This is a genomic window from Sphingobium limneticum, from assembly GCF_008710165.1.
GTDB lineage: Bacteria > Pseudomonadota > Alphaproteobacteria > Sphingomonadales > Sphingomonadaceae > Sphingobium > Sphingobium limneticum.
The window spans coordinates 1-25,779 of sequence record NZ_VYQA01000034.1; the positions used below are offsets into that span (position 1 = coordinate 1).

The window sequence follows — 25,779 nt, forward strand, 5'->3', positions numbered from 1 at the left end:
CCCATTCCGAGCCGTACTCGGCCCGCTGCTCCACCACCATACGAACCGCCCGCTCGCGGACTTCAGGTGAAAATTTGTTGGTTGTCTTGCTCATAACGGATGCTCCTTCTCACAAGTTGGAGCCTCCTGGAAACCCGGGGCGCTTCAGAGGCCGTAGTCGCTCTCTGCAAGCCTCAACACATTTCGTGGGCCGACCAGAAGATAGCTGTTCACCAGCCCGGTCGCTACGATCAAGCCCACAATGATCGCTCCGACTGTCGCAAAGCTGGCGAGCGCGCGATGCGCCGCGTTGAGGGTTTCGGGTGTTTGAGGCCGCCGCGATACGATAAGGACGAAGGCGCCCAAGGCGCCGATCCAGGCTGCAGCAGCCAGCAGATGAATAATGTCGCTGACCAAATGGACCATCCCCGCTGGTCCCTCGGTGGCAGCACCGTGGCCTGACCAGGCGAGGCTCGCGACAGCTGTGGCGGCAAGAAAGGTCAGGAGCACGAGCCCAGCCATCCGGCGCAAGACAGGGGTCAAGGCAGCAATGCCTAAGATGGTCAGGACCGCTAGGCGCGCGAGCAGCGCCCATCCAACACTTGTCTCCGTGAGCAGCATCAGCGCGCTGACACGATCGACACCCTCGATACCTGTCCCAAGCATGGCAGCAGCGGACTGCAGGAAACCATAAGCGCTCAGCAGCACGCCCAGCACCGCCAGCGCCATCGTCCACCCGCGGAGGCGCAGCAACCTTTCACGCTCTTCGCCAGCCAGGGCGTAGAGCGTGAAGAGGAGCAATCCGAACAGCAGCCCGAGATCCGCATAGAGCGCCCAACGGATCGCAATGAGCGGCCAGTCCGCCATTTAACGAACCGTGAAGGTCAGGCTACCAGCGATGCGGTGGGTGTCGACCGAGACGACGTGCCAATCCAGCTTGTAAGTGCCGGCGGCGAGCGGACGCGGCAAAGCTGCGATCAGCGTCTTGCCATCTTCCCCAACGGTGGTCTGCACACCGCCAATCTTCATCGGGGCATGATTGGCCATTCCGGGCATGCCAGTCATCGCAAGGTCGATGCCGGACAATTGCGGCATCAAACGCTCGCTGAACGTCAAGGTGAGCCGGTTTGTCGCGGCCACGGTCGCGGTCGCGGCAGGCGATGAGCTCACGAGCTTGGGATGCGCCAGTGCCGGCGCCGACACACCGAGTGAAAGGGCCGCGAGCGCGGCGGCGAGTAGGGTCTTGGTCTTCATCGAACATCTCCTTCGCGTTCGATGAGCATTACGCAGATCAGGTGCCGACCCCTCATCGATGCCCGCTCGATTGGCGATGAGGGATTTTTCGCTACGATGCGTAAATCCAGTCGCAGGGGTGGGAGTAGCGAGATGATGGACGTTGATACAGCACTGAGCTGCTTAAGAGAGCTTCCGGTCGATCCGCGTTTGGAGACGATCGACGGCGCTGTGATCGACGCGCTTGCCTACCAGCGCCGGCATGGCGCGCCTTTGTCGGGAGCCGTCTTCGGGATCGCCGCCGGTGTGGCCCTTTCCGTCGGACTTCTGGGCTCCGTCATACCGGCGCGCGAGACTCGGGTGGCATCGATCGCGCCTTTCGGCGCGCCGCCGGCCCTGGCGCCCTCGACGCTGCTCGGGACGAGCGAATGACCGATCGCCGTCGCCTCCTGCTGATTGCTGTGATCGCCTTCCTGGCCGCGATTGTCGGCGCCTTCCTTGGTCGGGCGTTCATCGTGCCGCCAACCCCGGTCGAAACTGAACTGCATGCACTGCTCCACCACGAGCTCGACCTCGATAGTGCGCAACAAGCGCGCATGGACGAAATCGAACGCCGTTTCGCAGTCCGCAAACAGGCGCTGGAGCTCGAACTGCGGGCGGACAATGCGCGGCTCGCCGACGCCATCCAGGCCGAACATGGCTATGGTCCCGCGGTGGGCGCAGCAGTCGATCGGTCGCATCAGGCGATGGGTCAGCTTCAGAAGGAAACGCTCGAGCACATCTTCGCCATGCGAGCGGTCCTGAAACCCGACCAAGCCGCCAAATTTGATGCGGCCGTCGTAAAGGCGCTCACGGCCAAGGAACCGTGAGCCTTGATCTCGCCGCCTGCTCGGACGGCGAGCTCGCTGCGCTTGCGCTGGGTGGGCGACAGCCGGCCTATAGCGAGTTGATGCGGCGCCACCGGGAGAGCATCTTTCGCCTGCTGCGCGGTCATACCGGAGACGCGGATGCCGCTCTAGACCTTACCCAGCAGAGCTTCATCGCGGCCTTCGCCGCGCTGCGCAGCTATGACGGCGAACGGCCGTTTCGGCTCTGGATCTCGCGGATCGCAATCAACAAAGCGCGCGACTGGGCTCGCCGCCGCGCCGTCCGCCGTCTCTTTACCTTTGCACGGCCCCTCGAGGAGGCGATCGACGTCGCCGATCCCGGGATCTCGGCCGACGTCCGGCTCGACGATCGCCGCGAACTTGAACGGGCCATGGCCGCGATTGCTATGCTGCCTGCAAGCCTCAGGGATGTGCTCGTCCTGCGAACGATCGAAGGCATGAGCCAAGTTGAAAGTGCGGGCGTACTCGACATCAGCGAGAAGGCGGTGGAAACCAGGCTCTATCGCGCCCGTGCAAAACTGGCAGAAATTTTGAGGGTTTGATGCCGACCCTGCGTAACCCCTGAGAGTTCAGGACAGGGATAAAGCGCAATGGACCTTTCAACCCTCGACCGGCGGAGCTTTTTGCGAGGCGCCGGGTTTGCAGGCGGGACGGCCGCGCTAGCGGCCTGGCTGCCGGCATGGGCCCAACCGGTTTCCGAGGGGCTCACCGTGCCGATTCCAACCGTATCGGGCACCGATATAACGCTGAAGATCGCACGACAAACGATGACGATCGATGGGCGCCGGTCAGCCGCGATCGGCATCAACGGCACCGTGCCGGCCCCGCTGATCCGCCTTCGTGAAGGCCAGACAGTGCGGCTCAACGTGATCAACGATCTCGACGAAGACAGCTCGATTCACTGGCATGGCCTTCTCGTGCCACCCCAACATGACGGCGTTCCTGGCGTGTCGTTTCCGGGAATTAAGCCGCGATCGAGCTATCTCTACGAGTTTCCCGTCCGTCAGAACGGCACCTATTGGTACCACAGCCATTCCGGCCTCCAGGAGCAGCTTGGACATTACGGCCCGATCGTGATCGATCCTGCAGGCGCCGACCCCGTCCAGTCCGACCGCGAGCATGTCATCGTTCTGTCCGACCATAGCCAGCTTTCGCCAGAGGCGATCTTTCGGCGCATGAAGGTCGATCCAGGCCATTTCAATTTCCAGCGGCAGACACTTGCCGGTCTGCTCGCAGGCAAAGACCAACGGCTCAAGGATAGGGTCGATTGGGGAGCGATGCGGATGGATCCGACCGACGTCTCCGACGCCACAGGCGCCGCTTATACCTATCTCGTCAATGGCCATGGGCCGTTTGACAACTGGACTGCGCTTTTCACGCCAGGCCAGCGGGTCCGTCTGCGGTTTATCAATGCCTCCGCGATGACGACGTTCAACGTCCGCATTCCGGGGCTACGCCTCACCATCGTCCAGGCTGACGGCCAAAATGTCATGCCGATCGAGGTCGACGAGTTCCAGATCGGCGTTGCAGAGACCTATGATGCAATCGTCACGCCGTCCGAAGACAAGGCCTTCACGCTCGTCGGCGAGGCTATCGACCGCTCCGGTATGGCGCGGGCAACCCTAGCACCTCGGGCCGGCATGACCGCGCCGGTTCCACCTCTTCGAAAGCGTCCCATCACGACGATGAAGGACATGGGGATGGATATGTCCGGCATGCAGGGCATGGAAGGCATGGACATGTCGGGTGGCATGAACTCGTCTCGCGGAGTCGATCCGACAGCGGAGAAAAATGCGTCGGGGCGACTTGCTTCGGGCGTCGCTGCCGGAGCGGCCATCCAAAGCACCAAGCCGCAGATGGCGGGCATGGATCATAACACGATGGGAGCGATGGACCATTCCTCCATGGGTCAAGGCAGTGTGACCGGCATGGATCACGCGGCGATGGGCCATGGTGCGATGGCCGGCAGTCAGCCCATGGCGGGCCATGACATGGGATCGACGGATATGGGCGCGATGAACATGCGCGACTTCTCCAACGCACCTCAGGTCAAGCGCGGCCCCGGTGTCCAGACGATCTCACCGATGCCAATGGATCGGACTGGCGAACCCGGCCAGGGTCTCGAGGATGTCGGTCACAAGGTCCTCGTCTACAAGGACCTGATGGCGCTCGACCGCAATCCCGACGTGCGCGCGCCGTCTCGCAGTATCGACATCCATCTCACCGGCAACATGGAGCGCTTCATGTGGTCCTTCGATGGCGAGAAGATGTCCGACGTGCATGAGCCCATTCCGTTCATCGAGGGCGAGCGTGTGCGGGTGAACCTGATCAACGATAGCATGATGGGACATCCTATCCATATTCATGGCCATTTCTTCGAGCTGGTGACCGGCCATGGCGATCATGGGCCGCGCAAGCATACCGTGATCGTTCAGCCGGGCGGGAAGGTGACCTGGGATTTCACTGCAGACGCCGTCGGCGACTGGGCCTTCCACTGCCACCTACTTTATCACATGCATGCCGGCATGATGCGGATCGTCAGCGTCCGTCCCAAAGGAGAGGCAGCATGACGCGGCTCGCTGCTCTCCTCGCCGCATCGTCCGCCATGGTCCTCACAGCACCCGCGTTCGCGCAGGATCATTCGATGCACAACATGCCGGGGATGTCGATGCCGACGGCACAGCCACAGGCTGCAAAGCCCAAGCCCAAGGTGAGAAAACCGGCACCCCGTCGACCAGCGCCTGCGGCGCGCCCGGTGAGGCGCGAGCCTCCCAAGCCTGCCCAGCCACCGGCAGCGCATCAGGGTCATGATATGCAGGGCATGGATCACTCCAACATGCCGGGCATGTCCGAAGACCCCTCAAAGACCATGGCTGATGACGCCATGCCGGGCATGGACATGCAAAACGAGCATGCCGGCCACGACATGAGCGCGATGCCGACCATGCAGCCGACCGGTACGGCACTGCCTGCCGGCAGCGCGCCGGCTCCAAGGCCACCAATGGACCATTATGCCGATCGCCAGTTTCCCCCGGCCGAAATGGCGCTGGCGCGCCGGAAAATGATGGCAGAAGAAGGCGGCCAGACGCTGTCGCAGGTGATGTTCAACCTTGCCGAATATCAGGCCCGCAAAGGCCGTGACGGCTATCGGTGGGACGGCGAGGCTTGGTTCGGCGGCGACATCAACCGGCTGACGCTTAAATCCGAAGGAGAAGGCGCTTTCCGCGACGGCGTAGAAGCCGCAGAGATCCAGGCGCTCTACAGCCGCGCGATAGGACCCTATTTCAATCTCCAGGCAGGTGTGCGCTACGACTTCAAGCCCAATCCCTCACGCGCCTATGCCGTGCTTGGCTTCGAAGGGCTTGCCCCTTATTGGTTTGAGGTCGAGGGCGCTGTCTTCCTCTCGGACAAGGGCGACCTGCTCGGGCGCGTCGAGGGCTATTATGATCAGCGCCTAACCCAGCGCCTGGTCTTGCAGCCTAGGGTCGAACTGAACTTCGCTGCGCAAGACGTACCGGAAAATCGCATCGGGGCCGGTCTTTCCAATGCAGAGCTGGGCTTGCGGCTGCGCTATGAAATCACGCGCAAGCTCGCACCCTATGTGGGTGTGTCCTACGACGCGAAAAGCGGCCAGACCGCCCGTTACGCGCGCGACGACGGGGAAGATCCGACAACGACGAGTTTTGTCGCTGGCGTCCGAATCTGGTTCTGAGCGCTCACCGAGGACGTGAGGCGGACTGATATCCGGGCGGGACCGACAGGAGAGTGAGATGGACCATTCGCAGAACGCAGGAAGCAAGATGAACGGCTATTTGAGTCTTGCCCTGCAGACCTTGATCGGCGCCGTCATCATGTACCTCGTGATGTTCGTCATGATCGACAGCCTCGACAGCTTCTACAACAATCTCAACATGCTCTACATGACGCTGATGATGGTAGCACCCATGGTGGTGCTGATGATTCTGGCGATGAAGCACATGTTTGCATCGCGCTCCGCCAATCTTGCGATCATCGTCGTATCGGTGGCCGTTTTCTTTGGGTCATTCGCGCTGATCCGATCCCAAACGACAATCGACGACGTCGCCTTCCTGCGTTCGATGATCCCACATCATTCAGGCGCCATCCTGATGTGCCGCGAAGCGAATCTCCGGGATGCAGAGGTCAAGCGCCTGTGCGGCGAAATCCGAAACTCTCAGCGCCGCGAGATCGAACAGATGAAGGTCATCCTTGCGCGCCTCAATTGACGCGCGGCATATTTCGAGGGGTTCTTCTCCCGACCGCGTATAGGCAGATGAAGGAAAGAGGACCGAACATGCTGAAGCGCCATCTGCTTGGAGCCGCATTGATGCTTTTGGCTACCGCTGCAAATGCGGCGGGCCCGATCGTGGTTCACCGCGACCCGGGATGTGGGTGCTGCGAGCAATGGGCGGCACAAGTCCGCGCACAGTTCGGGCGGCAGATCAGGATGGTAGACGATCAGTCTCGCGCCACTTTCCAAGGCACGCGCGGCGTTCCGGCCTCGCTGTCCTCCTGCCATACCGCAGTCATCGACGGCCTGGTCTTCGAAGGTCACGTTCCCATCGCAGACATGAAGCGGGTGCTCGCCCAGCGCCCGAAGGGCGTCACTGGCCTAGCCGTGGCCGGAATGCCGGTGGGATCGCCGGGCATGGAGGTGCCGGGTCGTCGCGGCGACCCCTATGTCGTCGTCGCATTCGGTCCATCAGGCACACGAATATTTGCGCGCCATCAAGGATAGATGGCGATTGTCGGAAAGATTAGGCTGCGATAGATAGAAACGTCTTGAAACGCTTGCTCGCCTCTCTGCTCCTTGTCGGAGCGCTCTTCGGCCTCTTCGGGGCGCAGCTGGCCTATGCGCACGGCGTGCCCGTCGCGGCGCGTGCGCCCACAGCGATGGCGATGGACGCCGATTGCATGGCAATGATGGCCAAGCAGCAGCCCGCGCCAAAAGGAACACCGTGTAAGGGGCTTACGCTCGATTGTATCGGGGCGATGGGATGCGTTGTGCCAATCGTGCTGGGTAATGCAGTGCCCGCGCCCGCATCGCCATGGATTCACAACCAGGCTATTTTCTGGACCACCGTCAGCGTCCTGCAGGGGCACGAGTACGCACCCGAGCCGGAGCCCCCCACCCTCCTTGGCTGATTGAACAATCGCGCCCGTCAGGCGCGCGGCTTCTTGTCGCGTCCAGACGCCCGCGATGCCTCTCCATACAGTCAAGGATATTCGTGATGATCAAGAAGTCGATTTTGGCCGCCCTGCTGGCGGTCTTCAGCCTCGCCGCGCCCGCATGGGCTGCCGACCAGAACAGGGCGCCGCAAGGGCACTGGGAATGGAAGTCGGTGCCGCAATATGGGCCGCGAGCAACCGGCCCGGCGCAGAAGCGCGTGTGGGTGCCCGACAGCGCGCAGATGGCGAACTGCGCCTGCGACATGATGAAGACGAGCGCGGCCGATTGCATGAAATCCATGCATGGTGGCCACATGTCGTCTTCGGCCGGCTGAACCACGGATCCCGGCCGATAAGATAGAACAATGAGGCCAGGCGCGTCGCGCCGGCGCGGAAGATACCGCGTGGGCGCGCGTTGGCACTCATAATTTGTCATTCATGGCCCGGGAACCTCTGCAATGGGAGTCCTCCATGCGTACCTTCATTTTGGCCGTCCCCGTGCTCGCTCTGACCACGAATCCCGCGCTCGCCGGGCAGCTTCGCTTCGAGGAGGCGCTCGCCCGAGCCGAGGCACAGGCTCCCTCGCTTCGCGCCAAGGCGCTGGAGGCTGATGCGCGTCGTTCTGCGCTGCCCGCCGCGGGGCAGCTTCCTGATCCCAAGCTTGGACTCGGAATCGACAATTTCCCGGTGTCGGGTCCGCCAGCGGGCAGCTTCGTCGAAGACAGCATGACGATGGCGCGGGTCGGGATCTCGCAGGAGGTCCCCAACGCCGCCAAGCGACATGCGCGCTCAAGCAGAGCGCGGACTGATGTCCAGGCGGCGGAAGCAACCTTTCTGTCCGAGAGCAGGCGGGTCAAGGTGGCGACGGCGCTGGCCTGGATCGATCTCGCCTATGCGGAGCGTCGTCTTGCCGCCCTCGACGGCATAGTTTCCCGGCTCGCCCCCCTTCCCTCCGCGGCAAAGTCGGGTGTTGCCTCAGGCGCGGCCCGCCCCGCACAGACGCTGCAGGTTCGGCAGTCGCTCGCGGTGCTGGAAGACCGCCGGAGCGAGCTCGCCGCCGAAGTGGGACGTCAGCGCGCGCTCCTTTCGCGCTGGACCGGCGAGCCGGCGCCTGAAACCGTTGGCGACGTCCCAGCGCTCACGGTCGATGCAACGACCTTGCGAGCCGCCTTAGCAACGCATCCCGATCTCGGCGCCGCCAGTGCCCGTGTCGCCCAGGCCGAGGCAGACGTCGCCGTCGCCCGGGCCGACAAGCGTCCCGACTGGGGTTTCGATGTCGCCTACCAGCGCCGGGCCGACCGCTACGGCGACATGGTCTCGGCCGGCGTCACCGTCAGCCTGCCCCTTTTTGCCAAACGGCGGCAGGACCCGATGATCGCCGCCAGTACCGCGAACGCCGCCGCGGCGATGGCTGAGCAGGAGGACATGCGCCGGTCGCTGCTCGCCGATCTCGAAGCCGGCCTTGCCGACCATGACATGCACCATGAGCAATGGATGCGCGCACGCGACACGCTGCTGCCGCTCGCGCGCAATCGCGCTGAGCTCGAGACGGCCAGCTATGCGGCGGGTCGCGCCGGGCTGCTCGACGTGATCGAGGCCCAGACCATGCTTGCCGACATCGAACTGCAATTGCTCGACAGGGAGGCCGAAGTCGCGCGCGATGCTGTGCGGCTCGTCTTCACCTTTGGGGGGAACAGCCAATGAAATTCGACACAAGCTCGCGCGCGCAGCTGGGCATGGCCGCCGCGGCGCTCGCACTCGCGGCGGGTGGCCTCGGCTATGGCCTCGCGAATTGGCGCCATGAGTCTCCGCCTGGAGCAACAGCGCAAAGCGGACGCAAGATCCTCTACTGGTACGATCCGATGGTCCCGAGCCAGCATTTCGACAAGCCGGGCAAATCGCCTTTCATGGATATGGAGCTTGTCCCCAAATATGCCGACGAAGCGGCGAGCGGCGAGACCGGCGTGGCGATCGACCCAAGCCGCACGCAATCGCTTGGCCTGCGCATCGCGGAGGCGCGAACGGGCACGCTGGGATCGAGCCTCGCGGCGACCGGTACGATCGAGTTCAACGAGCGCGACATCGCCATCGTCCAGGCGCGAACTGGCGGCTTCGTCCAACGGGTCTATGCGCGCGCGCCGGGCGATGTGATCGGGGCAGGCGCCCCGCTCGCCGACATACTGGTGCCGGAATGGGCAGGCGCACAGGCGGAATATCTGGCCGTCCGGCGGATCGGTGATGTGGGCCTCGCTCGCGCGGCCCGTCAGCGCCTGCTCTTGCTGGGCATGCCCACCGGAACGGTGGCCGCAGTCGAGCGGAGCGGGCGACCGCACAATGTGATGACGATTTCGGCGCCGACCGGCGGCACAATCAAGACGCTCGGCGTCCGGGCCGGGATGACGGTCGCGAGCGGTCAGACACTCGCCGAGGTGAATGGGCTCGGTACGGTGTGGCTCAATGCCGCCGTGCCGGAGGCGATGGCCGGCAGGCTTCGCCCAGGCCAGAGCGCGACCGCGACCCTCGCCGCCTATCCGGGCGAGCGCTTCACCGGCCGCATCGCCGCGATCCTCCCAAGCGTCGCCGCCGAAAGCCGGACGCTCACCGTGCGGATCGAACTTTCCAACCGAGCCGGGCGCCTGCGCCCTGGCATGTTCGCCTCGGTCGATCTCGGCGACGCTGCGCGGCCGGCACTGCTCGTCCCCTCGGAGGCGGTCATTCGGACCGGCAAGCGTTCGCTCGTCATGCTGGCGCTGGCGCAAGGGCGCTATCGGCCCGCCGAGGTGCAGACCGGCGCCGAGTCAGGAGGCCAGACCGAAATCCTTGCCGGCCTCGCCGAGGGGGAGAAGATCGTCGCTTCCGGCCAGTTCCTGATCGACTCCGAGGCCAGCCTCTCGGGAATCGAGGCGCGCCCGATCGGCGGGGCAGCCCCAACTCCGCGACCGGAAACGACATCCAACGGCGCCTATCGCGCGAGCGGCCGGATCGAAAGCATCGCGGGCGACCGGATTACCCTCAGTCACGCCCCTGTCCCCGCGCTCAAATGGCCCGCCATGACGATGACGTTCAAGCTGGGGAGCCCGGCGCTCGCGCGCGGGCTCAAGAAGGGCGACCGCGTCGTCTTCGGCTTCGACCAAGCGGCGGAAGGTCCAGTTGTTCGCACGCTGAGCCGCGAGGCGGCGCGATGATCGGCCGTCTCATCGACTGGTCGGCTAACAACCGCCTGTTCGTAGTGCTCGGCGCCCTGGCGCTCGTCCTCGGCGGACTCCTTGCCTTGCGCAGCACGCCGATCGACGCGCTGCCCGACCTCAGCGACACCCAGGTCATCATCCGCACGAGCTATCCGGGCCAAGCCCCCCAGATCGTCGAAAATCAGATCACCTACCCGCTCGCGACGACGATGCTGTCGGTGCCCGGGGCGAAGACCGTGCGCGGCTATTCCTTCTTCGGCGACAGCTTCGTCTATGTCATTTTCGCCGATGGGACCGACCTCTATTGGGCGCGCTCGCGCGTCCTTGAATATCTCAACCAGGTCCAGGGCCGCTTGCCTGACACCGCACGCAGCGCGATCGGCCCCGACGCCACCGGGGTGGGGTGGGTCTATCAATATGCGCTGGTCGATCGGACCGGCGGACACGACCTCGCGCAGCTGCGGTCGCTCCAGGACTGGTTCCTCCGCTACGAGCTCAAGAGCCTGCCTGGGGTGGCCGAAGTCGCCAGCATCGGCGGCATGGTCAAGCAATATCAGGTCGTGCTCGATCCGGTGAAGCTTGCCGGTTACGGCATCACCCACGCGCAGGCCGTCGCGGCGATCGGGCAGGCCAACCAGGAAACCGGAGGCTCGGTCCTCGAGCTGGGCGAGGCCGAATATATGGTGCGCGCTTCGGGCTATCTTCAGACGCTCGACGACTTCCGCGCCATACCGCTGCGCACTGCGGCCGGCGGCGTGCCGGTAACGCTCGGCGACGTCGCGACCATCCAGCTTGGCCCCGAAATGCGCCGCGGTATCGCCGAGCTCGACGGCGACGGCGAAGTGGCGGGCGGAGTCGTCATCCTGCGTTCGGGATCAGACGCACGTGCCACTATCCAGGCGGTGCAGGACAAGCTCGAGCTCTTAAAGAAGAGCCTGCCGCGCGGCGTCGCGATCGTGCCGACCTATGACCGCTCGCACCTCATCGATGCCGCGATTGAGAACCTCACGCACAAACTTGCCGAAGAGTTCGTGGTTGTGGCGATCGTCTGCGCGCTGTTCCTCTGGCACGTGCGCTCGGCGCTTGTCGCGATCGTCACGCTGCCGCTTGGCGTCCTCGCCGCCTTCATCGTGATGCATTTCCAGGGCGTCAACGCCAACATCATGTCCTTGGGCGGGATCGCGATCGCGATCGGCGCCATGGTCGACGCCGCGATCGTGATGATCGAGAACGCCCACAAGCGGATCGAGCAATGGGAGCATGATCATCCCGGTGAAGAGCTGGCCGGGGGGGCGCGCTGGACGGTGATCACCGACGCGGCGCGCGAGGTGGGTCCCGCGCTCTTCTTCTCGCTCCTCATCATCACCCTGTCCTTCGTGCCCGTCTTCACTTTGGAAGCACAGGAAGGGCGTCTCTTCGCGCCGCTCGCGTTCACCAAGACCTACACCATGGCGGCCGCGGCGATCCTGTCCGTGACGCTGGTTCCGGTGCTGATGGGCTGGCTCATCCGGGGCAAGATTCCTTCCGAGCAGGCCAATCCGGTCAACCGCGCGCTGACGCGGGCCTATCGTCCCGCCATCGACTGGGTGTTGAAGAAACCCAAGGCGACCCTCGTCCTCGCGGGGCTGGTCTTCCTGACGACCGCTTGGCCGCTGTCCCGGCTCGGCGGCGAATTCCTGCCGGCGATGAACGAGGGCGATCTTCTCTACATGCCCTCGGCGCTGCCGGGGCTCTCTGCCGCCAAGGCCTCGGAGCTGCTTCAGCAGACCGATCGCATGATCAAGTCGGTGCCTGAGGTCCAGAGCGTGTTCGGGAAAGCGGGGCGCGCGGAGAGCGCGACCGACCCCGCCCCGCTCGAGATGTTCGAGACGACGATCCGCTTCAAGCCGCGCGAGCAATGGCGGCCCGGCATGACTCCGGAGAAGCTGGTCGAGGAGCTCGACCGCACCGTGAAAGTACCCGGCCTCGCCAACATCTGGGTGCCGCCCATCCGCAACCGGATCGACATGCTGGCGACCGGCATCAAGAGCCCGATCGGGGTCAAGGTCTCTGGGTCGGATCTTGCCGCCATCGACCATATCGCGCGCGAGGTGGAACGGGTCGCGAAGGGAGTGCCCGGAGTGAGCTCCGCACTCGCCGAGCGGCTGACAGGCGGGCGTTATGTCGATGTGCAGATCGATCGGATCGCCGCCGCGCGATATGGCCTCAACATCTCCGATGTCCAGGCGATCGTCGCGGGCGCGATCGGCGGCGAGAATGTCGGCCAAACCGTCGAGGGGCTGGCGCGCTATCCCATCAATGTCCGCTACCCGCGCGAGTTGCGCGACAGTCCGGACGCACTGCGCGCTCTTCCGGTGCTCACGCCATCGGGCCAGCAGATCACGCTGGGCAGCGTCGCGCAGATCGCGATCAGCGACGGACCGCCGATGCTGAAGACCGAGAACGGACGGCCATCGACCTGGGTCTATGTCGACGTCCGGGGACGCGATCTCGCCTCGGTGGTCGATGATCTGCAGACTGCGGTGGCCCGCGAGGTCAAGCTCTCGTCGGGTGTCAGCCTCGCCTATTCGGGCCAGTTCGAATATCTCGCGCGCGCGATCGACCGGCTGAAGATCGTCGTGCCGGCGACGCTCGCGATCATCTTCCTGCTGCTGTACCTCATCTTCCGGCGGCTCGACGAGGCAGTGCTCATCATGGGCACACTCCCCTTCGCGCTCACCGGCGGTTTCTGGATCCTCTACCTGCTCGGCTATCACCAGTCGGTCGCGACCGGCGTCGGGTTCATTGCGCTTGCCGGCGTCGCCGCCGAGTTCGGCGTCGTGATGCTGATCTATCTCAGGGATGCCCTCGAGGCGCGGGGCGAGAGGCCGTCGCACGAAGATATTGCAGAAGCGGTGCGCGAAGGCGCGCTGCTCAGGGTCCGGCCCAAGGCGATGACCGTCGCCGTCATTATCGCGGGGCTTTTGCCGATCCTCGTCGGCTCCGGCGCCGGCTCGGAAGTCATGAGCCGGATTGCCGCACCCATGGTCGGCGGCATGCTGACCGCGCCGCTTCTCTCGATGTTCGTCATCCCCGCCGCCTATCTGCTTCTGAGGCAGCGGTCTTCTCAACCCTCGATCCCAATGAAGCACCACGAAAGGAACCTGCAATGAAAGTTCACGCTCTGTCCGTCCTGGCCCTGACCGCTGCCCTTGCTGCATGTGGCTCGAAGACCGAGACCAATGAGGCGGCAGCGACGAATACGGCGGCACCGGCGGCTACCGAAACCAACGCGATGGCGGGCGACATGGGCAATATGGCGATGTCCCCTACAGCAAAGATGGCCAAGGGCACCGGCAAAGTGACGGCCGTCGACAAGGCCGCCGGAACGATCACGCTCGACCATGGCCCGATCGCCGAGGCCAACTGGCCGGCTATGACGATGGCATTCAAGGCCGCGCCGGCGCTCATCGACAGCGTGAAAGTGGGCGATGAGGTGAATTTCGAGCTGAAGCTCGACGGCAATGCCGGCGAGGTGACCGCGATCACAAAGCAGTAGTCGATTCCAGACCTGCTCCGGGCGGGTCGCCGGAATGCCGGCGGCCCGCCATGGCCAACGATCGTCAGGTGCAGCAGGAGGCGTCCGGCCCGGCGAGTTGGATCGGCGGGCACGGCACGGTCCCGTAGGAGCAGAATACGCAGCAATCGCCGGTCTTCGGCCGCAAGACCGCTCCGCAACCGGTGCAATCATAGAAAAACTGGCAGGCGTTCGTCGGCATCGTCTCCGTCTTCGTCGTGCCGCACAGCGGACAGGTGAGGACCGATTGAGGAACGAAAACGCGCTCAGACATAGGAATAGCCAAGCCAGAACAACGTCACTCCCAGCAGCAAGCCAATGAAAAGGACCGCGCGCACAGCAGGCGGTGTGCAGACGCCCTCGGATGCGCAGGTCATCGCCACGCGCTGCTGCCGCCAGAGCATGATCGCGCCGCCGATCAGGAAGAGCGCGCTCAAGCACAGCAGGAGCATCCGATACGGGCTGGCCGCCAAGGCAATGCCGCCGAGCCATCCGGCACCCAAGCCGGCGGTGGTGAGCAATATGGGCAGCGCGCAGCAGGATGCCACGGCGAAGGCGGCCGCGATTCCGCCGACCGTGAGAACAGCAGCGCCCTCCGCTCCCAAAGAACGGCGCAGTTCAGGCGGTTCGGACATGATGGGCGACTCCTTGTGATCAACGGAATCGCATCCTACCGTCTGTAGCCGCTACAGACTCAACCCCCAATTTTGAGCAGAAGATGACGACATCGGAGATTATCGCAATCGGGGAACTGTCGCGGCGCACACGCTGCAACATTGAGACGATCCGCTATTATGAGCGGATCGGGCTCCTGCCCGAGGCGGCGCGGCGGGGCCGGTATCGGAGCTTCGGCCCCGCGGACGTGGCGCGGCTGCATTTCGTTCGGCGCGCACGGGAACTGGGCTTCACGCTCGACGAGATTCGCGCGCTGCTCGGCATTGCCACCGCCGATGATGTCTCATGTGACGATGCCCGCGAAATCGCGACCTTGCATCTGACGCAGGTTCGCGCGCGGATCGCGGATTTGAAGCGCATGGAGCAGGTCCTTGCCGACACCGTGCGGGCCTGCAATTCCGGCGATCATGTCGGGTGCCCGCTGATCACTACATTATCTGCGGCTCGCTAAACTCCGCCTGGGCGACGCCTTCTGTACGCCGAACTCCTGCCCATACTCTTCGGGTCCGGCCTCCGCTTGGAGGTCATGAGCGGCATCGCTGCGACCATGGTCGACATCCTGAAAGTCGGCGATCAGGTGAATTTCGAGCTGAAGCTCGACGGCAATGCCGGCGAGGTCACCAACATCAGCAAGAAGTAATTCGATGAGGGCTTCGGGAGGCACTGTGGAAGCGCCTCCCGAAGAGTTCCGACAAGTTGGGACAGGCAAATGTTTCGCCAAATCCATGATCGATGGCGAGGGCTAGTTAGCCCCTCGCCATCACTTCACGGCCTCAGCAGACATCGCTCCCGTCGACCCAAACGCGGACCGGTCCCTGCAACGGCGCGCGCGGACCAGGAGCTTGGGGTTGCCACTCGCATTTGACGGTGGCCGGCTTCTCGACATCTGCCTGGGCCAATGCCGGAACCGGGGCGGCGACGAGCATTGTGAATGCGGCCGTGGCGGCGGTGAATATCAAGGTTTTCATGATTTCTCTCCTCGGACTGAAGGTGCCGTGGGCAAACTGGCTCCGAGGGGCTGGGCAGCCTATGGCCGTCCAGCGCTTGGGAGGGTTCGCCTGGCGAGTTGTCAGGCCAAGGTGTCGGGTGGATGCTGTTCCGGCGGAGCCGACCGTCCGTGTAGCGCTGGATAAGATGGAAAGACGACAAGCACATCCGCGCTCACTGTTTCAGCCGCGAGGGGTCCCCGGCTCTCGAGCGCATATAAAGGGAGACACCCCATGCCTGCCAGGCAAGCGAGCGTCATCCGCTGACAGGGGAGTGGTTTCTCGCCATCGTCCTGCGTCATCCCGACACAGTCCATGGGCATCGTTGCTGCCGCGTTCGCGCTTATGGCGGTTGCCACAGCGGGACTTGCGGCAACTGTGGCTATCTGTCCAAACAGGCCGAGAAGGACGCCTAAGATCAGCGCAAATTTGTGCGCTTGTCTCATGTCCGCAATCTCTGCCTGATGCTGAATTGAGTCAAGGTTCGGCGCCCGAAACCGGTTATTCTGCAGCGCGTGGGACGTGCGATTATCAGCCGGTTTCCGCGTTCGGAGCGCCACGTCGGTCATGCCAAGGGTTAGAAGCATGATCGAGCCTCCACTTCTCCTCCGCCATAGATCACTGCGGCAGCGAGCGGTTGCCCTCGCTCGCGTAACCTGAAGAATATTGGAGTTCTGTACTGCTACCCGACTCGATGTGAGACGAAGGGTCTGCTCACTAAAGTGGGCTACGGACGCCCTCCAGCCACTTAATCAGCGACAGCGTGTTTTGCCGCTTGATCCTGTGGGGACTACAGGATTATGATGCGAATAATTCTCAACTAGAGGTTATTAGATGCGCCTGTCCTTCGGTCCTGTCCGCCCCTGCATAAGAGCCGTCGGAAAGGGGTGCCGTTATATGTTCGTATTGCTGCTTTCCGCGATTCTATCGCAAATCGTGCCGGGTCAGGCGCTCGCAAGCGACACGGAAGTCCAGACCGTATGGCGGCTGCTCGACTATGTCGCCGTCGACTATGCTGGTGCTGTCTCCGGGGGACGCGTTAGCAGTGAAGCCGAATATGCGGAGATGGTGGAGTTCGCGGGCCAGGTAGAAAACAGGCTCGGATCTTTGCCCGACAAGAGTGGCAAGGCCGATCTGTTGCGCCAGACTAGGGCGTTGCGCGCGGCGATCGCCGCCAAGGCGGCTCCCGCTGGGGTCGCCACACAATCAAAGGCGCTCGCATCCGCCCTACTCGCTGCTTATCCCGTGCCACTCGCCCCAACGGCACCGCCGGTCCTCGCGCGCGGGTCCGCGCTCTACGCTCAGAATTGTGCATCCTGTCACGGCGCAGCGGGCGACGGACATGGCCCAGCTTCGGCCGGGCTTGATCCACCGCCGATCGCATTCAAAGATAAGGTTCGCGCCGATCAACGCAGCCTGTTCGGCCTCTACCAGGTCATCACCCAAGGTCTCGACGGTACGGCGATGGCCGGCTTCGATTCGCTTCCGGAGCAAGATCGCTGGGCGCTTGCGTTCTACGTCGGCACCTTCGCCTATCCGACTTCGGAGACAGGACATGGTCAGCGGCTGTGGCACGAGGATGCTTCGCTCCGCCAGAGATATCCCAATCTGGCGGCGTTCGTCGGCGCGACGCCAGCGTCTCTTGCCGCCGAAATTGGTCCTGACAAGGCTGAGGCCGTGACTGCCTATCTGCGCCGTCATCCGGACATGGTCACGGCGCGCGCTAACGGTTCACTTGCACTTACGCGCGAACGTCTCGATGCGAGCCTCAAAGCCTATGCGGCTGGGAATCGGCAGGCCGCCACCGACCTCGCCTTGTCCGCCTATCTCGACGGCTTCGAGCCCGTGGAACCGATGCTCGCCGCTCGCGAGCCGCAGCTGATGGCGAGGATCGAACAGGCGATGGGCGCGCTTCGGGCGGCGATTGGCAAGGCCCGGCCGCTTGCTGAAGTCCAAGCAGCCAATCAGGAGCTCGCAGGCCTCTTCGGTGAAGCTGAGGCCGCGCTCGCGCCCGAAAAGGCAAGCAGCGCATCAAGCTTCCTTGGCGCGTTCGGCGTCCTGCTGCGTGAGGGGCTTGAGGCGTTGCTGATCGTGGTTGCGATGATCGCCTTCCTCCGAAAGACGGAGCGCACCGAAGTGCTCGGCTTCGTTCACGGTGGATGGGTGGCGGCGCTTGCCGCCGGCGTCGCCAGCTGGTTCATCGCCACTTACTTCATAGGTGTCAGTGGGGCTTCACGAGAGCTTACCGAGGGATTTGGCTCGCTATTCGCTGCGATTATCCTGCTTACGGTCGGAATCTGGATGCATGGGAAAAGCAACGCGGAGGCTTGGCAGCGCTATATCAAGGAAAAGATGACGCACGCTTTGTCCAAGCGCTCAGGGTGGTTCCTCTTCCTGCTGGCTTTCATTGTTGTCTACAGGGAAGTATTCGAAACTATTCTTTTCTATGCCGCGCTTTGGGCCCAGGGAAACGGATTGGCGATGCTGGGCGGCGCGGCGGCGGCGGCGGTGCTGCTCGCCATGCTGGCCTGGATCATGCTTCGGTACAGTACCCGTTTGCCGATTACCCAGTTCTTTTCGTGGAGTGCTATTCTCATCGCGATCCTTGCCGTAGTCCTTGCCGGAAAGGGAATAGCGGGTCTTCAGGAGGCAGGGATCCTGGGAGTGGTGCCGCTGCCGGGGGTACCGCGCATACAGATGCTTGGACTGTTCCCCACGACCGAGACAGTGCTGGCCCAGCTGATCGCCGTGGCAATTCTGGTTGCGGGTTTCTGGCTCAATCGCAAAAGTGCGGTGCGGACGACCTGATGCGATTGCTTGCAGCGATAGCAGCACTGACCCACGCGCCGCCCAGCTTGCAAAGCTGGCCCTGCGGGGCCGGTGAGTCCACCGAGACGCGCCCGACAAATAGGGGTCAGCGTCTCAGGCGTATCGCAGGCTTGGGCCACAATTGGCCCATTTCGATTTCGCTGACGCGGCGATCGTCTATGGCGTCGCTGTCCTCATGGTAGGAAAACTATGGGGCGTCGGATTGACCGGGAGAGTCGCCGAGCACTTCGATAATCCGGCAAGTCGCGACTTTCCCGTTGTCGCACTCCTGAACCATCCGGATGAGCTCGGTCCTAAGCCCGAGTAGCCGGCGGATCCGGCTTTCGACGGCTTCGAGCTGATCGGTAGCGATCTGGCTTACCTCCTGGCACGATGCTTCAGGCTCTTCCTGCAGAGCGAGCATCGTCTTGATGGCCGAGATGTCGAAGCCGAGGTCCCTGGCATTGCGGATAAACGTCAATCGCCGAACGTCCTCCGCCCCGTAGAGGCGTCGTCCGCTGTCGGTTCGGGGTGGTGGAGGTATGAGTTTGATCCGCTCATAATAGCGGATCGTCTCGATATTGACGCCCGTGCGTTTGGACAAGGCTCCGATCGTGATCATCATAGAGTAATTCTGTAGTGGCTACAGGACATGGGTATAGCAAGGGGCCAGGGGTATGTGAACCCCGCCCACCTAGGACGGCAGCAAGAGGGCCACTGGTTCAGTCCGAGGGCGTGTTGACGCGCAATTCCTCCAGCCATAGCCGGGCATTGCCGTCCGATGGTGCGCGCCACTCACCGCGCGGGGACAGCGATCCGCCTGCGGTGACCTTAGGCCCATTGGGAGAGGCCGAGCGCTTGAACTGGCTGACCGTGAAGAACCGGTAGAGAAACACCTCCATCCAGGACTTGATTGTCGCCAAGTCATAGGCTCGGCGGCGCTCTTGCGGGTATTGGGGTGGCCAATCGCCAGTGGCGGCGTCGCGCCAAGCATGGAGGGCGAGAAATGCTATCTTTGACGGTTTCAGGCCATAGCGCGTCAAATAGAACAGCGTGAAATCCTGCAGTTCATAGGGTCCGATTTTCTCCTCCGTGCTCTGCAACGCGCCGCCAGCTCCCGCGGGCACAAGCTCAGGTGAGATTACGGTGTCGAGGATCGAGAGCAAGGTGCGGCTTGTCTCCTCGTCGAAAGCGTCCGACTGCGTGACCCATCGGATGAGATACTGGATGAGTGTCTTGGGCACCGAAGCGTTGACGTTGTAGTGGCTCATCTGGTCGCCGACGCCGTAGGTCGACCAGCCGAGCGCGATCTCCGACAGGTCGCCGGTACCAAGCACCATCGCGCTTCGCTGATTGGCGGCGCGGAATAGGATGTCGGTGCGCAGGCCCGCCTGCACATTCTCAAACGTCACATCGTAGACCGGATCGCCCTGTGCGAAAGGGTGCTGCAGAACCGCCAGCATCTGTAGCGCTAACGGCTTGATGTCGATTTCCTCGGCGGTGATGCCGAGACTGCTCATCAGCGCCCAGGCGTTGGTTTTGGTGGATTCGCCTGTCGCGAAGCCCGGCATGGTGAAGCCGAGGATGTCGGACCGCGGCCAGCCAAGCCGGTCGAACGCCTTGGCGGCCACGATCAAGGCGTGAGTGGAGTCCAGGCCGCCTGAGACGCCGATACAGAGGCGTCGAATGCCGGTGGCCTGCAGACGCTTTATCAGTCCCTGCACCTGGATGTTGTAGGCCTCATAGCAGTCCTGATCGAGGCGCGCCGGATCGGCCGGGGCGTAGGGGAAGCGCGCCATTTTCCTATGAAGCCCGAGATCGGCCGTCGGCGGCTCGAAGCGAAAGCCGATTCGCCGGAACCGATCCCCCGGCATGCCTTGGGCGATCGCCGCCTCGTTGAACGTACCGGTGCGCAGGCGCTCCAGCCTGAGTCTATCGACATCGATGTCGGCGGTGGCCATCTGCGAGTCCTGCGGAAACCGGTCGGTTTCCGCGAGGAGCGCGCCGAGCTCATAGATGCACGCTTGACCGTCCCACGCCAGATCCGTCGTCGACTCACCCGGGCCGGCCGCAGAATAGATGTAGGCGGCCCAGCACCTCGCCGATTGGGTCGCGCAGAGCAGTCGGCGCGTTTCGGCCTTGCCAATAGTGATGTTGCTCGCCGAGAGGTTCGCCAGAATCAGAGCGCCGGCCAGGGCCGCGAAATCGCTGGGGGGAGCTGGTCCCCACACGTCCTCGCATAACTCGGTGTGGAAGACGAACCCTGCCAAATCCTCGGCCGCGAAGATGAGATCCATCCCGAACGGGACGGACTGACCGGCGATCTCCATTATCGCGCCTTTCACGTCTCGCCCGGAGGCGAACCAGCGCTTTTCGTAAAATTCCCGGTAATTCGGCAGGTGACCCTTGGGAACCACGCCTAGTATGCGCCCGCGGTGTATGGCGACAGCACAGTTGTAAAGCCTTCCTTCCCGCTCCAGCGGCGCGCCGACAAGAAGAACGGGTAAAAGCTCACGGCTCGCGGCCGCAAGCTCTTCAACTGCCTGTTCGACCCGCTGCAGCAGTGCCGCCTGCCCAAGAAGATCATCAATGGCGTAAGCCGATAGGCCCAGTTCCGGGAACACCATCAGCGCGACGCCTTGGCGTGCGCCATCCCGGGCAAGCGCAAGCGTCTCAGCGAGATTGTAGCTTGGATCGCCAACTTCGCATTTCGGCGTGCAGGCCGCAACCCGGACGAAGCCCTGCTGATAGATGGAATAGAAGCTCATCAGCCGATCTCATCTTCCTGGCTCGTCGATGCACGGATGCTGAAAAGGCTAAGCGGTCTCGGCCGCGCGTTTTGGCCGCATAGATCAACCAAGGCTTCGATAATTATCATCAAGGGCGGTTCAGTAGTGGTTACAGGAAATAGGTATAGCAAGTGACTGGAGGTGTGAACCCGAGAACGATTATGACCGAGCATGTTGTATAAGCTTGGTCTGGGACGCGTGGCGCACACCAAAGAAGGCGTGGGCGCAATCGCAACGCCGGCGAGCCCGTCTTGAGTTGCATCGTGGTCTGCCGGGTTGGGTCGAAGCCGTGAATTGCTTGCCCGTTATCACGGACCTGGCCGAGTTTACCCGAAGTGCAAGATTTACCCCTTGATCCTGTAGTTACTACAGGATGTATGATTCGTCAGTAGAGTGACCAATGCAGCGAGGCCAGCTTGGCCCTATCGCGAGGATACAAGAATGAGAGCTGATGCCACGGCGATGGGCCAACCGAGCTCGCTGCGTTTCAAAGTCGACGGCCTTGATTGCCAGAATGAGGTCCGCGCGCTTCGAGAGGCGGTCAGTCCAGTGGTGGGCGGTGACGACAAACTGTCGTTCAACACCCAAGCGGGCGTTATGGAAGTGCTGTCAGGGGATGCTTCGATGCTCGACGCCATCCAGCGGGCGGTCGCTACGACTGGAATGCGAGCGCATCTCCTGCCGGAGGATGCAGCGCAGGAAACCGCACCGACGCACCTGTTTCGGGTCGACGGGCTCAACTGCCAGAATGAAGTCGCGACGCTCAAACGCGAGATTGGCCCGCTGGTCGGCGGCGACGCCTGGCTAATGTTTGACGCCGCGAAGGGGTTCATGACCGTGGCGCCGCAGCGACAGGCGACGGTCGACGATATCATCGGCCGCGTAGCCCGGACCGGAATGCGGGCTTCTCTTGTTGTGGAGGATGCGGCCGAAGCTATGCTCTTCCGGGTCCATGGCCTCGACTGCAAGAACGAGGTGGCGACTCTCACGCGAGAGCTCGGCCCGCTCGTCGGCGAAGACAAGCTCGCTTTTGACACCGCGCGAGGCACGATCACGGTGGCCCCCCAGAGCCGGGCGACGGCTGACGCGATCGAGCAAGTCGTGATTCGGGCGAGCATGCGCGCCGAACTCTGGACGGCGGAGACGGTCTCATTCGCTTCCGCCGAGACCGCCTCGATGCATAATGGCTCGGCCGGTAGCTGCGGCGCGGTAGCGCAGGAAGCCCTCGATCCGCCGATTCCGACCCGTTCGCCGGGGCAGATTGTGTTCCGCATTCACGGCATGGACTGTGCCGACGAGATCGCGGCTTTGAAGCGCGAAGTCGGTCCGCTGGTCGGCGACGACAGGCTCGCCTTCGATCTGCTCAACGGCCGCATGTCAATCAGCGTGGCACCGAATTCCATGCTCGAAGCCCGCATAGAAAAGGCGGTGGCTCGTGCCGGTCTGCAGGCCGAGCCCTGGACTGATGGCGATGGCAGCGAAGCCGCAAAGACCGAAGAGCGCCGCAAGCGCGTGCAGTCCTGGCTGACAACCGCAAGCGGCTTGCTGACGGCGCTCGGCTTCGCAGTCCACGCTTGGCTTGGAGGGGGCGTCATTGCAGCGTTCGAGGCCGGCGAACACGCTTTGGGATCGACCCCGCTGCCGAGCATTATGCTCTATACTTTAGCGGTGCTGTCTGCCGCGCGCTATGTTGCGCCAAAAGCTTGGCTGTCGGCCAAACGGCTCCGTCCCGACATGAACCTGCTGATGATGGTTGCGGTCGCGGGCGCGATCGGCATCGGCGCCTGGTTCGAGGCCGCTACTGTTTCGTTCTTTTTTGCATTGGCGCTGGCGCTCGAGGCCTGGAGTCTTGGTCGCGCGCGCCGGGCAGTTGCCGCGCTCATGGAGCTCGCGCCGCCCACAGCTCGTGTCAAGCTCGACGACGGCTCCGAGCGCGACGTCCCGGCGGCGGAAGTTCGGGTCGGCGCGCATATCATCGTTCGGCCGGGCGACAAGGTGCCGCTCGACGGCCGGGTCGCCATCGGCGAGAGCGAGGTTAATCAAGCGCCGATCACCGGCGAAAGCGTTCCCGTGTTCAAGGCGGAAGGCGATGACGTCTATGCCGGGACCATCAATGGCGAGGGTGCGCTTGAGATATTGACTACCAAAGCAGCGAATGACACGACGCTCGCCCAGATCATCCGCATGGTTGGTTCGGCGCAGAGCCTGCGCGCGCCGAGTGAGCAATGGGTGGAGAAGTTCGCTCGCATCTATACGCCCGTCGTGATGGTGCTCGCCGTTGCCATTTTTCTCGCTCCGCCCTTGCTCTTGGGCAGCGACTGGGATGTCTGGTTCTACCGGGCTCTCGTGCTCCTCGTGATCGCTTGCCCCTGCGCCCTAGTGATTTCGACACCGGTAACGATCGTCGCGGCGCTCGCCGGCGCGGCAAAGCAGGGCGTCCTGGTGAAGGGCGGCACCCATCTCGAAACGCCTGCGCGTCTCAAGGCGATTGCCATGGACAAGACGGGCACACTTACCGAAGGACGGCCGGCGGTCGTCGAGATCGTGCCGCTTGGAGGCCGCAGCGAAGCGGAGCTCCTTGGCTTGGCTGCCGCCCTGGAGGCGCGCAGCGGACATCCGATCGCTCGGGCCATCCTGGCGAAAGCCGTCGAACTGAAGATCGCTGTCCAGCCTGCCCAAGCTGTCCAAGCCATCACGGGCCGAGGCGTCATCGGGCGAGTGGACGGTCGCGAGATGTGGCTCGGATCGCGCCGTTATATCGAGGAGCGTGGCATCAACTCTCCTGAAGTTCTGCAACGGGCAGATACGCTTTCCAGCGCCGGTCGCACCATCGTCGCGGTCGGCGATGGTCAGGACGTCTGGGGACTCGTCGCCGTTGCCGATGCTGTCAGGCCGGAAGCGAAGGATATTGTCACGGCGCTTCACCGCGCTGGGATCGAACACGTCGTAATGCTCACAGGAGACAATCGCGCGACCGCAGAGACGATCGCGAAGCAGACGGGCATCGATGAGGTGCGGGCGGAACTTCTGCCTGGCGACAAGGTGGCGGCGGTCGAGGATTTGGTGCGGCGCTATGGATCGGTGGCTATGGTGGGCGACGGCGTCAACGATGCTCCCGCGATGGGGCGCGCCAATCTGGGCATAGCCATGGGTGCCGTGGGCAGCGACGCCGCCATTGAAACGGCCGATGTTGCCCTGATGTCGGACGATCTTTCGAGACTCCCCTGGCTCGTGCGCCACTCCCGCGCAACGCTTGCAGTTATCCGGCAGAACGTTGCGTTTTCAATCTTCGTGAAGCTCGTGTTCACGGTGCTGACCGTGGTGGGTCTCGCGTCGCTGTGGGGCGCCATTGCCGCCGACGTCGGCGCATCGCTACTGGTCGTTCTCAACGGCCTGCGCCTGCTCAACCGTGGTCAGGCGACGCTTGAGGGGGGCGGTCCGTCAACCAGATCGGGTGCTCCGGCCCACGCGCATCATGAGCCCATGGTCGCGGCGGTACGCCGGGCGCGCTGATCATGGCATCTGGAAGCAGATATGAGGACGTATTGACTGTGCAATCCAGAACCTTGGTGGGACGAGCTGCGCTGGCCGGCGCCGCGCTTTTCATCGCGCTCACTATCGACTTCGTCACGAAATGGCTGATCGTCAACATTGTGATGATCCCGCCGCACATGATCAAGATCACACCATTTTTCAATCTCGTGCTCGGTTTCAATACGGGTGTCAGTTTCGGGATGTTTCGCGAGCTTTTCGTCGAGCAACCGCTGTTGCTCGCAGCGATCATGGCGGCGATCACGGCGGGGCTGCTCGTATGGGCCGTGCGAACGACAAGGCGCATCGAGACATTTGCCCTAGGCCTGATTGCTGGCGGTGCCGCCGGCAACGTGGTGGACCGGGTGCGTCACGGTGCGGTGACCGATTTCCTCGACCTTCACGTTGGCGATTGGCATTGGCCCGCCTTCAACATGGCGGACGTCATGATCACGGTCGGCGTCGTCCTGCTGATTACAGGCTCCCTTTGGCCGGCGCGATCGACCGTCTCGATTGCGAAGGCGCCGGGGAGATCGAGATTTGTGGGTTGAGCCTCATAGGACCAATCGGAAAGGACCATTCCATGTCAGACATACCGATGACTGCGGGCACCGGGGTCGCCGAGGGTTCCTTGGACGGTTGTTCGACTGATCTGTAGCGGGCGAGCGATCGCCCGAGCGCTCAGCGTGCGGTTCGGATTCGCGGTTCACTTCGCGATTGCCACCTCCGCAGTCAACATCGACCCCGCAGGTTAACCCAACGCATTCTAACCGCCGTTCGCCAAAACAGGAGTCCGCATGGCAGAAGCTTGTAGGGGGCGTTTGCGGGAGGGGGCGGAATCCTACGCCAAGCTCGCCCAGATAGCCGGCGCGAGATCTTACTTGTTGCTGCCTTCTACGGTCGCGCCAGAAAGGCGACGGCTCAGTTCTATCCGGCGATGGCTACGCATTTTGAAGGTGT

At 63.3% G+C, this 25,779-nt stretch carries 24 protein-coding genes; 17 read left to right on the plus strand and 7 right to left on the minus strand.

What is annotated here, in order from left to right:
• Positions 1 to 144: 144 nt before the first annotated feature.
• Together F4U95_RS23140 and copC are read right to left on the minus strand one after the other, a co-directional pair.
• The gene (locus F4U95_RS23140; protein WP_150426896.1) at positions 145 to 846 is read right to left on the minus strand and encodes a copper resistance protein CopD; all 702 of its coding nucleotides are present in this window, start codon (positions 844 to 846) and stop codon (positions 145 to 147) included.
• On the minus strand, positions 847 to 1,233 hold the full coding sequence (gene copC / locus F4U95_RS23145) for a copper homeostasis periplasmic binding protein CopC (protein ID WP_056383913.1): 387 nt from the start codon (positions 1,231 to 1,233) through the stop codon (positions 847 to 849). It abuts the gene before it with no gap.
• Positions 1,234 to 1,365: 132 nt separating this feature from the next.
• Between copC and F4U95_RS23150 the strand changes: the two genes are divergently transcribed.
• The 13 genes from F4U95_RS23150 (at position 1,366) to F4U95_RS23210 (ending at position 14,012) form a co-directional block, all read left to right on the plus strand.
• Positions 1,366 to 1,644 (plus strand): hypothetical protein, encoded by a 279-nt coding sequence (locus F4U95_RS23150; protein WP_145986286.1) that lies wholly within the window; start codon positions 1,366 to 1,368, stop codon positions 1,642 to 1,644.
• Positions 1,641 to 2,081, plus strand: coding sequence for a periplasmic heavy metal sensor (locus tag F4U95_RS23155; protein ID WP_056383917.1), 441 nt, complete (start codon positions 1,641 to 1,643; stop codon positions 2,079 to 2,081). Before F4U95_RS23150 ends, F4U95_RS23155 begins: the two co-directional genes overlap by 4 nt.
• Positions 2,078 to 2,641: an RNA polymerase sigma factor gene (locus F4U95_RS23160; RefSeq protein WP_232016590.1), complete on the plus strand. Its 564-nt coding sequence runs from the start codon at positions 2,078 to 2,080 to the stop codon at positions 2,639 to 2,641. The genes F4U95_RS23155 and F4U95_RS23160 overlap by 4 nt, the downstream gene beginning before the upstream one ends.
• Before the next feature lie 48 nt (positions 2,642 to 2,689).
• Positions 2,690 to 4,669: a copper resistance system multicopper oxidase gene (locus F4U95_RS23165; protein ID WP_120252796.1), complete on the plus strand. Its 1,980-nt coding sequence runs from the start codon at positions 2,690 to 2,692 to the stop codon at positions 4,667 to 4,669.
• Positions 4,666 to 5,811: a copper resistance protein B gene (locus tag F4U95_RS23170; RefSeq protein ID WP_066044094.1), complete on the plus strand. Its 1,146-nt coding sequence runs from the start codon at positions 4,666 to 4,668 to the stop codon at positions 5,809 to 5,811. Before F4U95_RS23165 ends, F4U95_RS23170 begins: the two co-directional genes overlap by 4 nt.
• Positions 5,812 to 5,869: 58 nt before the next feature.
• Positions 5,870 to 6,343 carry a DUF305 domain-containing protein gene (locus F4U95_RS23175; RefSeq protein ID WP_120252795.1) on the plus strand — a complete coding sequence of 158 codons (474 nt, stop codon included), beginning with the start codon at positions 5,870 to 5,872 and terminating at the stop codon, positions 6,341 to 6,343.
• A gap of 68 nt (positions 6,344 to 6,411) precedes the next feature.
• Positions 6,412 to 6,855 carry a DUF411 domain-containing protein gene (locus F4U95_RS23180; RefSeq protein WP_060977813.1) on the plus strand — a complete coding sequence of 148 codons (444 nt, stop codon included), beginning with the start codon at positions 6,412 to 6,414 and terminating at the stop codon, positions 6,853 to 6,855.
• Between the two features lie 44 nt (positions 6,856 to 6,899).
• Positions 6,900 to 7,262, plus strand: coding sequence for a hypothetical protein (locus F4U95_RS23185; RefSeq protein ID WP_060977811.1), 363 nt, complete (start codon positions 6,900 to 6,902; stop codon positions 7,260 to 7,262).
• Between the two features lie 86 nt (positions 7,263 to 7,348).
• Positions 7,349 to 7,621 carry a hypothetical protein gene (locus F4U95_RS23190; RefSeq protein WP_232016589.1) on the plus strand — a complete coding sequence of 91 codons (273 nt, stop codon included), beginning with the start codon at positions 7,349 to 7,351 and terminating at the stop codon, positions 7,619 to 7,621.
• A gap of 136 nt (positions 7,622 to 7,757) precedes the next feature.
• Complete coding sequence (locus F4U95_RS23195; protein ID WP_120252794.1) at positions 7,758 to 8,990, plus strand: TolC family protein; 1,233 nt, start codon at positions 7,758 to 7,760, stop codon at positions 8,988 to 8,990.
• On the plus strand, positions 8,987 to 10,471 hold the full coding sequence (locus F4U95_RS23200) for an efflux RND transporter periplasmic adaptor subunit (RefSeq protein WP_084281426.1): 1,485 nt from the start codon (positions 8,987 to 8,989) through the stop codon (positions 10,469 to 10,471). The genes F4U95_RS23195 and F4U95_RS23200 overlap by 4 nt, the downstream gene beginning before the upstream one ends.
• Entirely contained in the window at positions 10,468 to 13,626 is a 3,159-nt protein-coding gene (locus tag F4U95_RS23205) for an efflux RND transporter permease subunit (protein WP_084281424.1), read from the plus strand. Before F4U95_RS23200 ends, F4U95_RS23205 begins: the two co-directional genes overlap by 4 nt.
• Positions 13,623 to 14,012: a copper-binding protein gene (locus F4U95_RS23210; protein ID WP_065847539.1), complete on the plus strand. Its 390-nt coding sequence runs from the start codon at positions 13,623 to 13,625 to the stop codon at positions 14,010 to 14,012. Before F4U95_RS23205 ends, F4U95_RS23210 begins: the two co-directional genes overlap by 4 nt.
• A 64-nt stretch (positions 14,013 to 14,076) precedes the next feature.
• Here the strand turns inward: F4U95_RS23210 and F4U95_RS25425 are convergent, their stop codons facing one another.
• The gene (locus F4U95_RS25425; protein WP_082594896.1) at positions 14,077 to 14,304 is read right to left on the minus strand and encodes a GDCCVxC domain-containing (seleno)protein; all 228 of its coding nucleotides are present in this window, start codon (positions 14,302 to 14,304) and stop codon (positions 14,077 to 14,079) included.
• Complete coding sequence (locus tag F4U95_RS23220) at positions 14,297 to 14,665, minus strand: mercuric reductase (protein WP_056383935.1); 369 nt, start codon at positions 14,663 to 14,665, stop codon at positions 14,297 to 14,299. The genes F4U95_RS25425 and F4U95_RS23220 overlap by 8 nt, the downstream gene beginning before the upstream one ends.
• 83 nt (positions 14,666 to 14,748) lie before the next feature.
• Here F4U95_RS23220 and F4U95_RS23225 point away from each other — a divergent pair, with 83 nt between their 5' ends.
• Positions 14,749 to 15,156: a MerR family transcriptional regulator gene (locus F4U95_RS23225; protein ID WP_066283071.1), complete on the plus strand. Its 408-nt coding sequence runs from the start codon at positions 14,749 to 14,751 to the stop codon at positions 15,154 to 15,156.
• Positions 15,157 to 15,478: 322 nt separating this feature from the next.
• Here the strand turns inward: F4U95_RS23225 and F4U95_RS23230 are convergent, their stop codons facing one another.
• A complete protein-coding gene (locus F4U95_RS23230; RefSeq protein WP_065847543.1) occupies positions 15,479 to 15,673 on the minus strand; it encodes a hypothetical protein in 195 nt (64 codons plus the stop codon).
• A gap of 915 nt (positions 15,674 to 16,588) precedes the next feature.
• Between F4U95_RS23230 and F4U95_RS23235 the strand changes: the two genes are divergently transcribed.
• Complete coding sequence (locus F4U95_RS23235; RefSeq protein ID WP_065847547.1) at positions 16,589 to 18,499, plus strand: cytochrome c/FTR1 family iron permease; 1,911 nt, start codon at positions 16,589 to 16,591, stop codon at positions 18,497 to 18,499.
• A gap of 208 nt (positions 18,500 to 18,707) precedes the next feature.
• Here F4U95_RS23235 and F4U95_RS23240 read toward each other — a convergent pair whose 3' ends face one another.
• Together F4U95_RS23240 and F4U95_RS23245 are read right to left on the minus strand one after the other, a co-directional pair.
• Positions 18,708 to 19,124 carry a MerR family transcriptional regulator gene (locus tag F4U95_RS23240; protein WP_065847549.1) on the minus strand — a complete coding sequence of 139 codons (417 nt, stop codon included), beginning with the start codon at positions 19,122 to 19,124 and terminating at the stop codon, positions 18,708 to 18,710.
• Positions 19,125 to 19,221: 97 nt separating this feature from the next.
• Complete coding sequence (locus tag F4U95_RS23245) at positions 19,222 to 21,267, minus strand: NAD(+) synthase (RefSeq protein WP_065847552.1); 2,046 nt, start codon at positions 21,265 to 21,267, stop codon at positions 19,222 to 19,224.
• 462 nt (positions 21,268 to 21,729) lie between these two features.
• On the opposite strand from F4U95_RS23245, the gene F4U95_RS23250 reads away from it, so the two are divergent.
• Entirely contained in the window at positions 21,730 to 24,801 is a 3,072-nt protein-coding gene (locus tag F4U95_RS23250) for a heavy metal translocating P-type ATPase (RefSeq protein ID WP_120252793.1), read from the plus strand.
• Between the two features lie 38 nt (positions 24,802 to 24,839).
• Complete coding sequence (lspA, locus tag F4U95_RS23255) at positions 24,840 to 25,370, plus strand: signal peptidase II (RefSeq protein WP_232016657.1); 531 nt, start codon at positions 24,840 to 24,842, stop codon at positions 25,368 to 25,370.
• Positions 25,371 to 25,779: the final 409 nt, after the last annotated feature.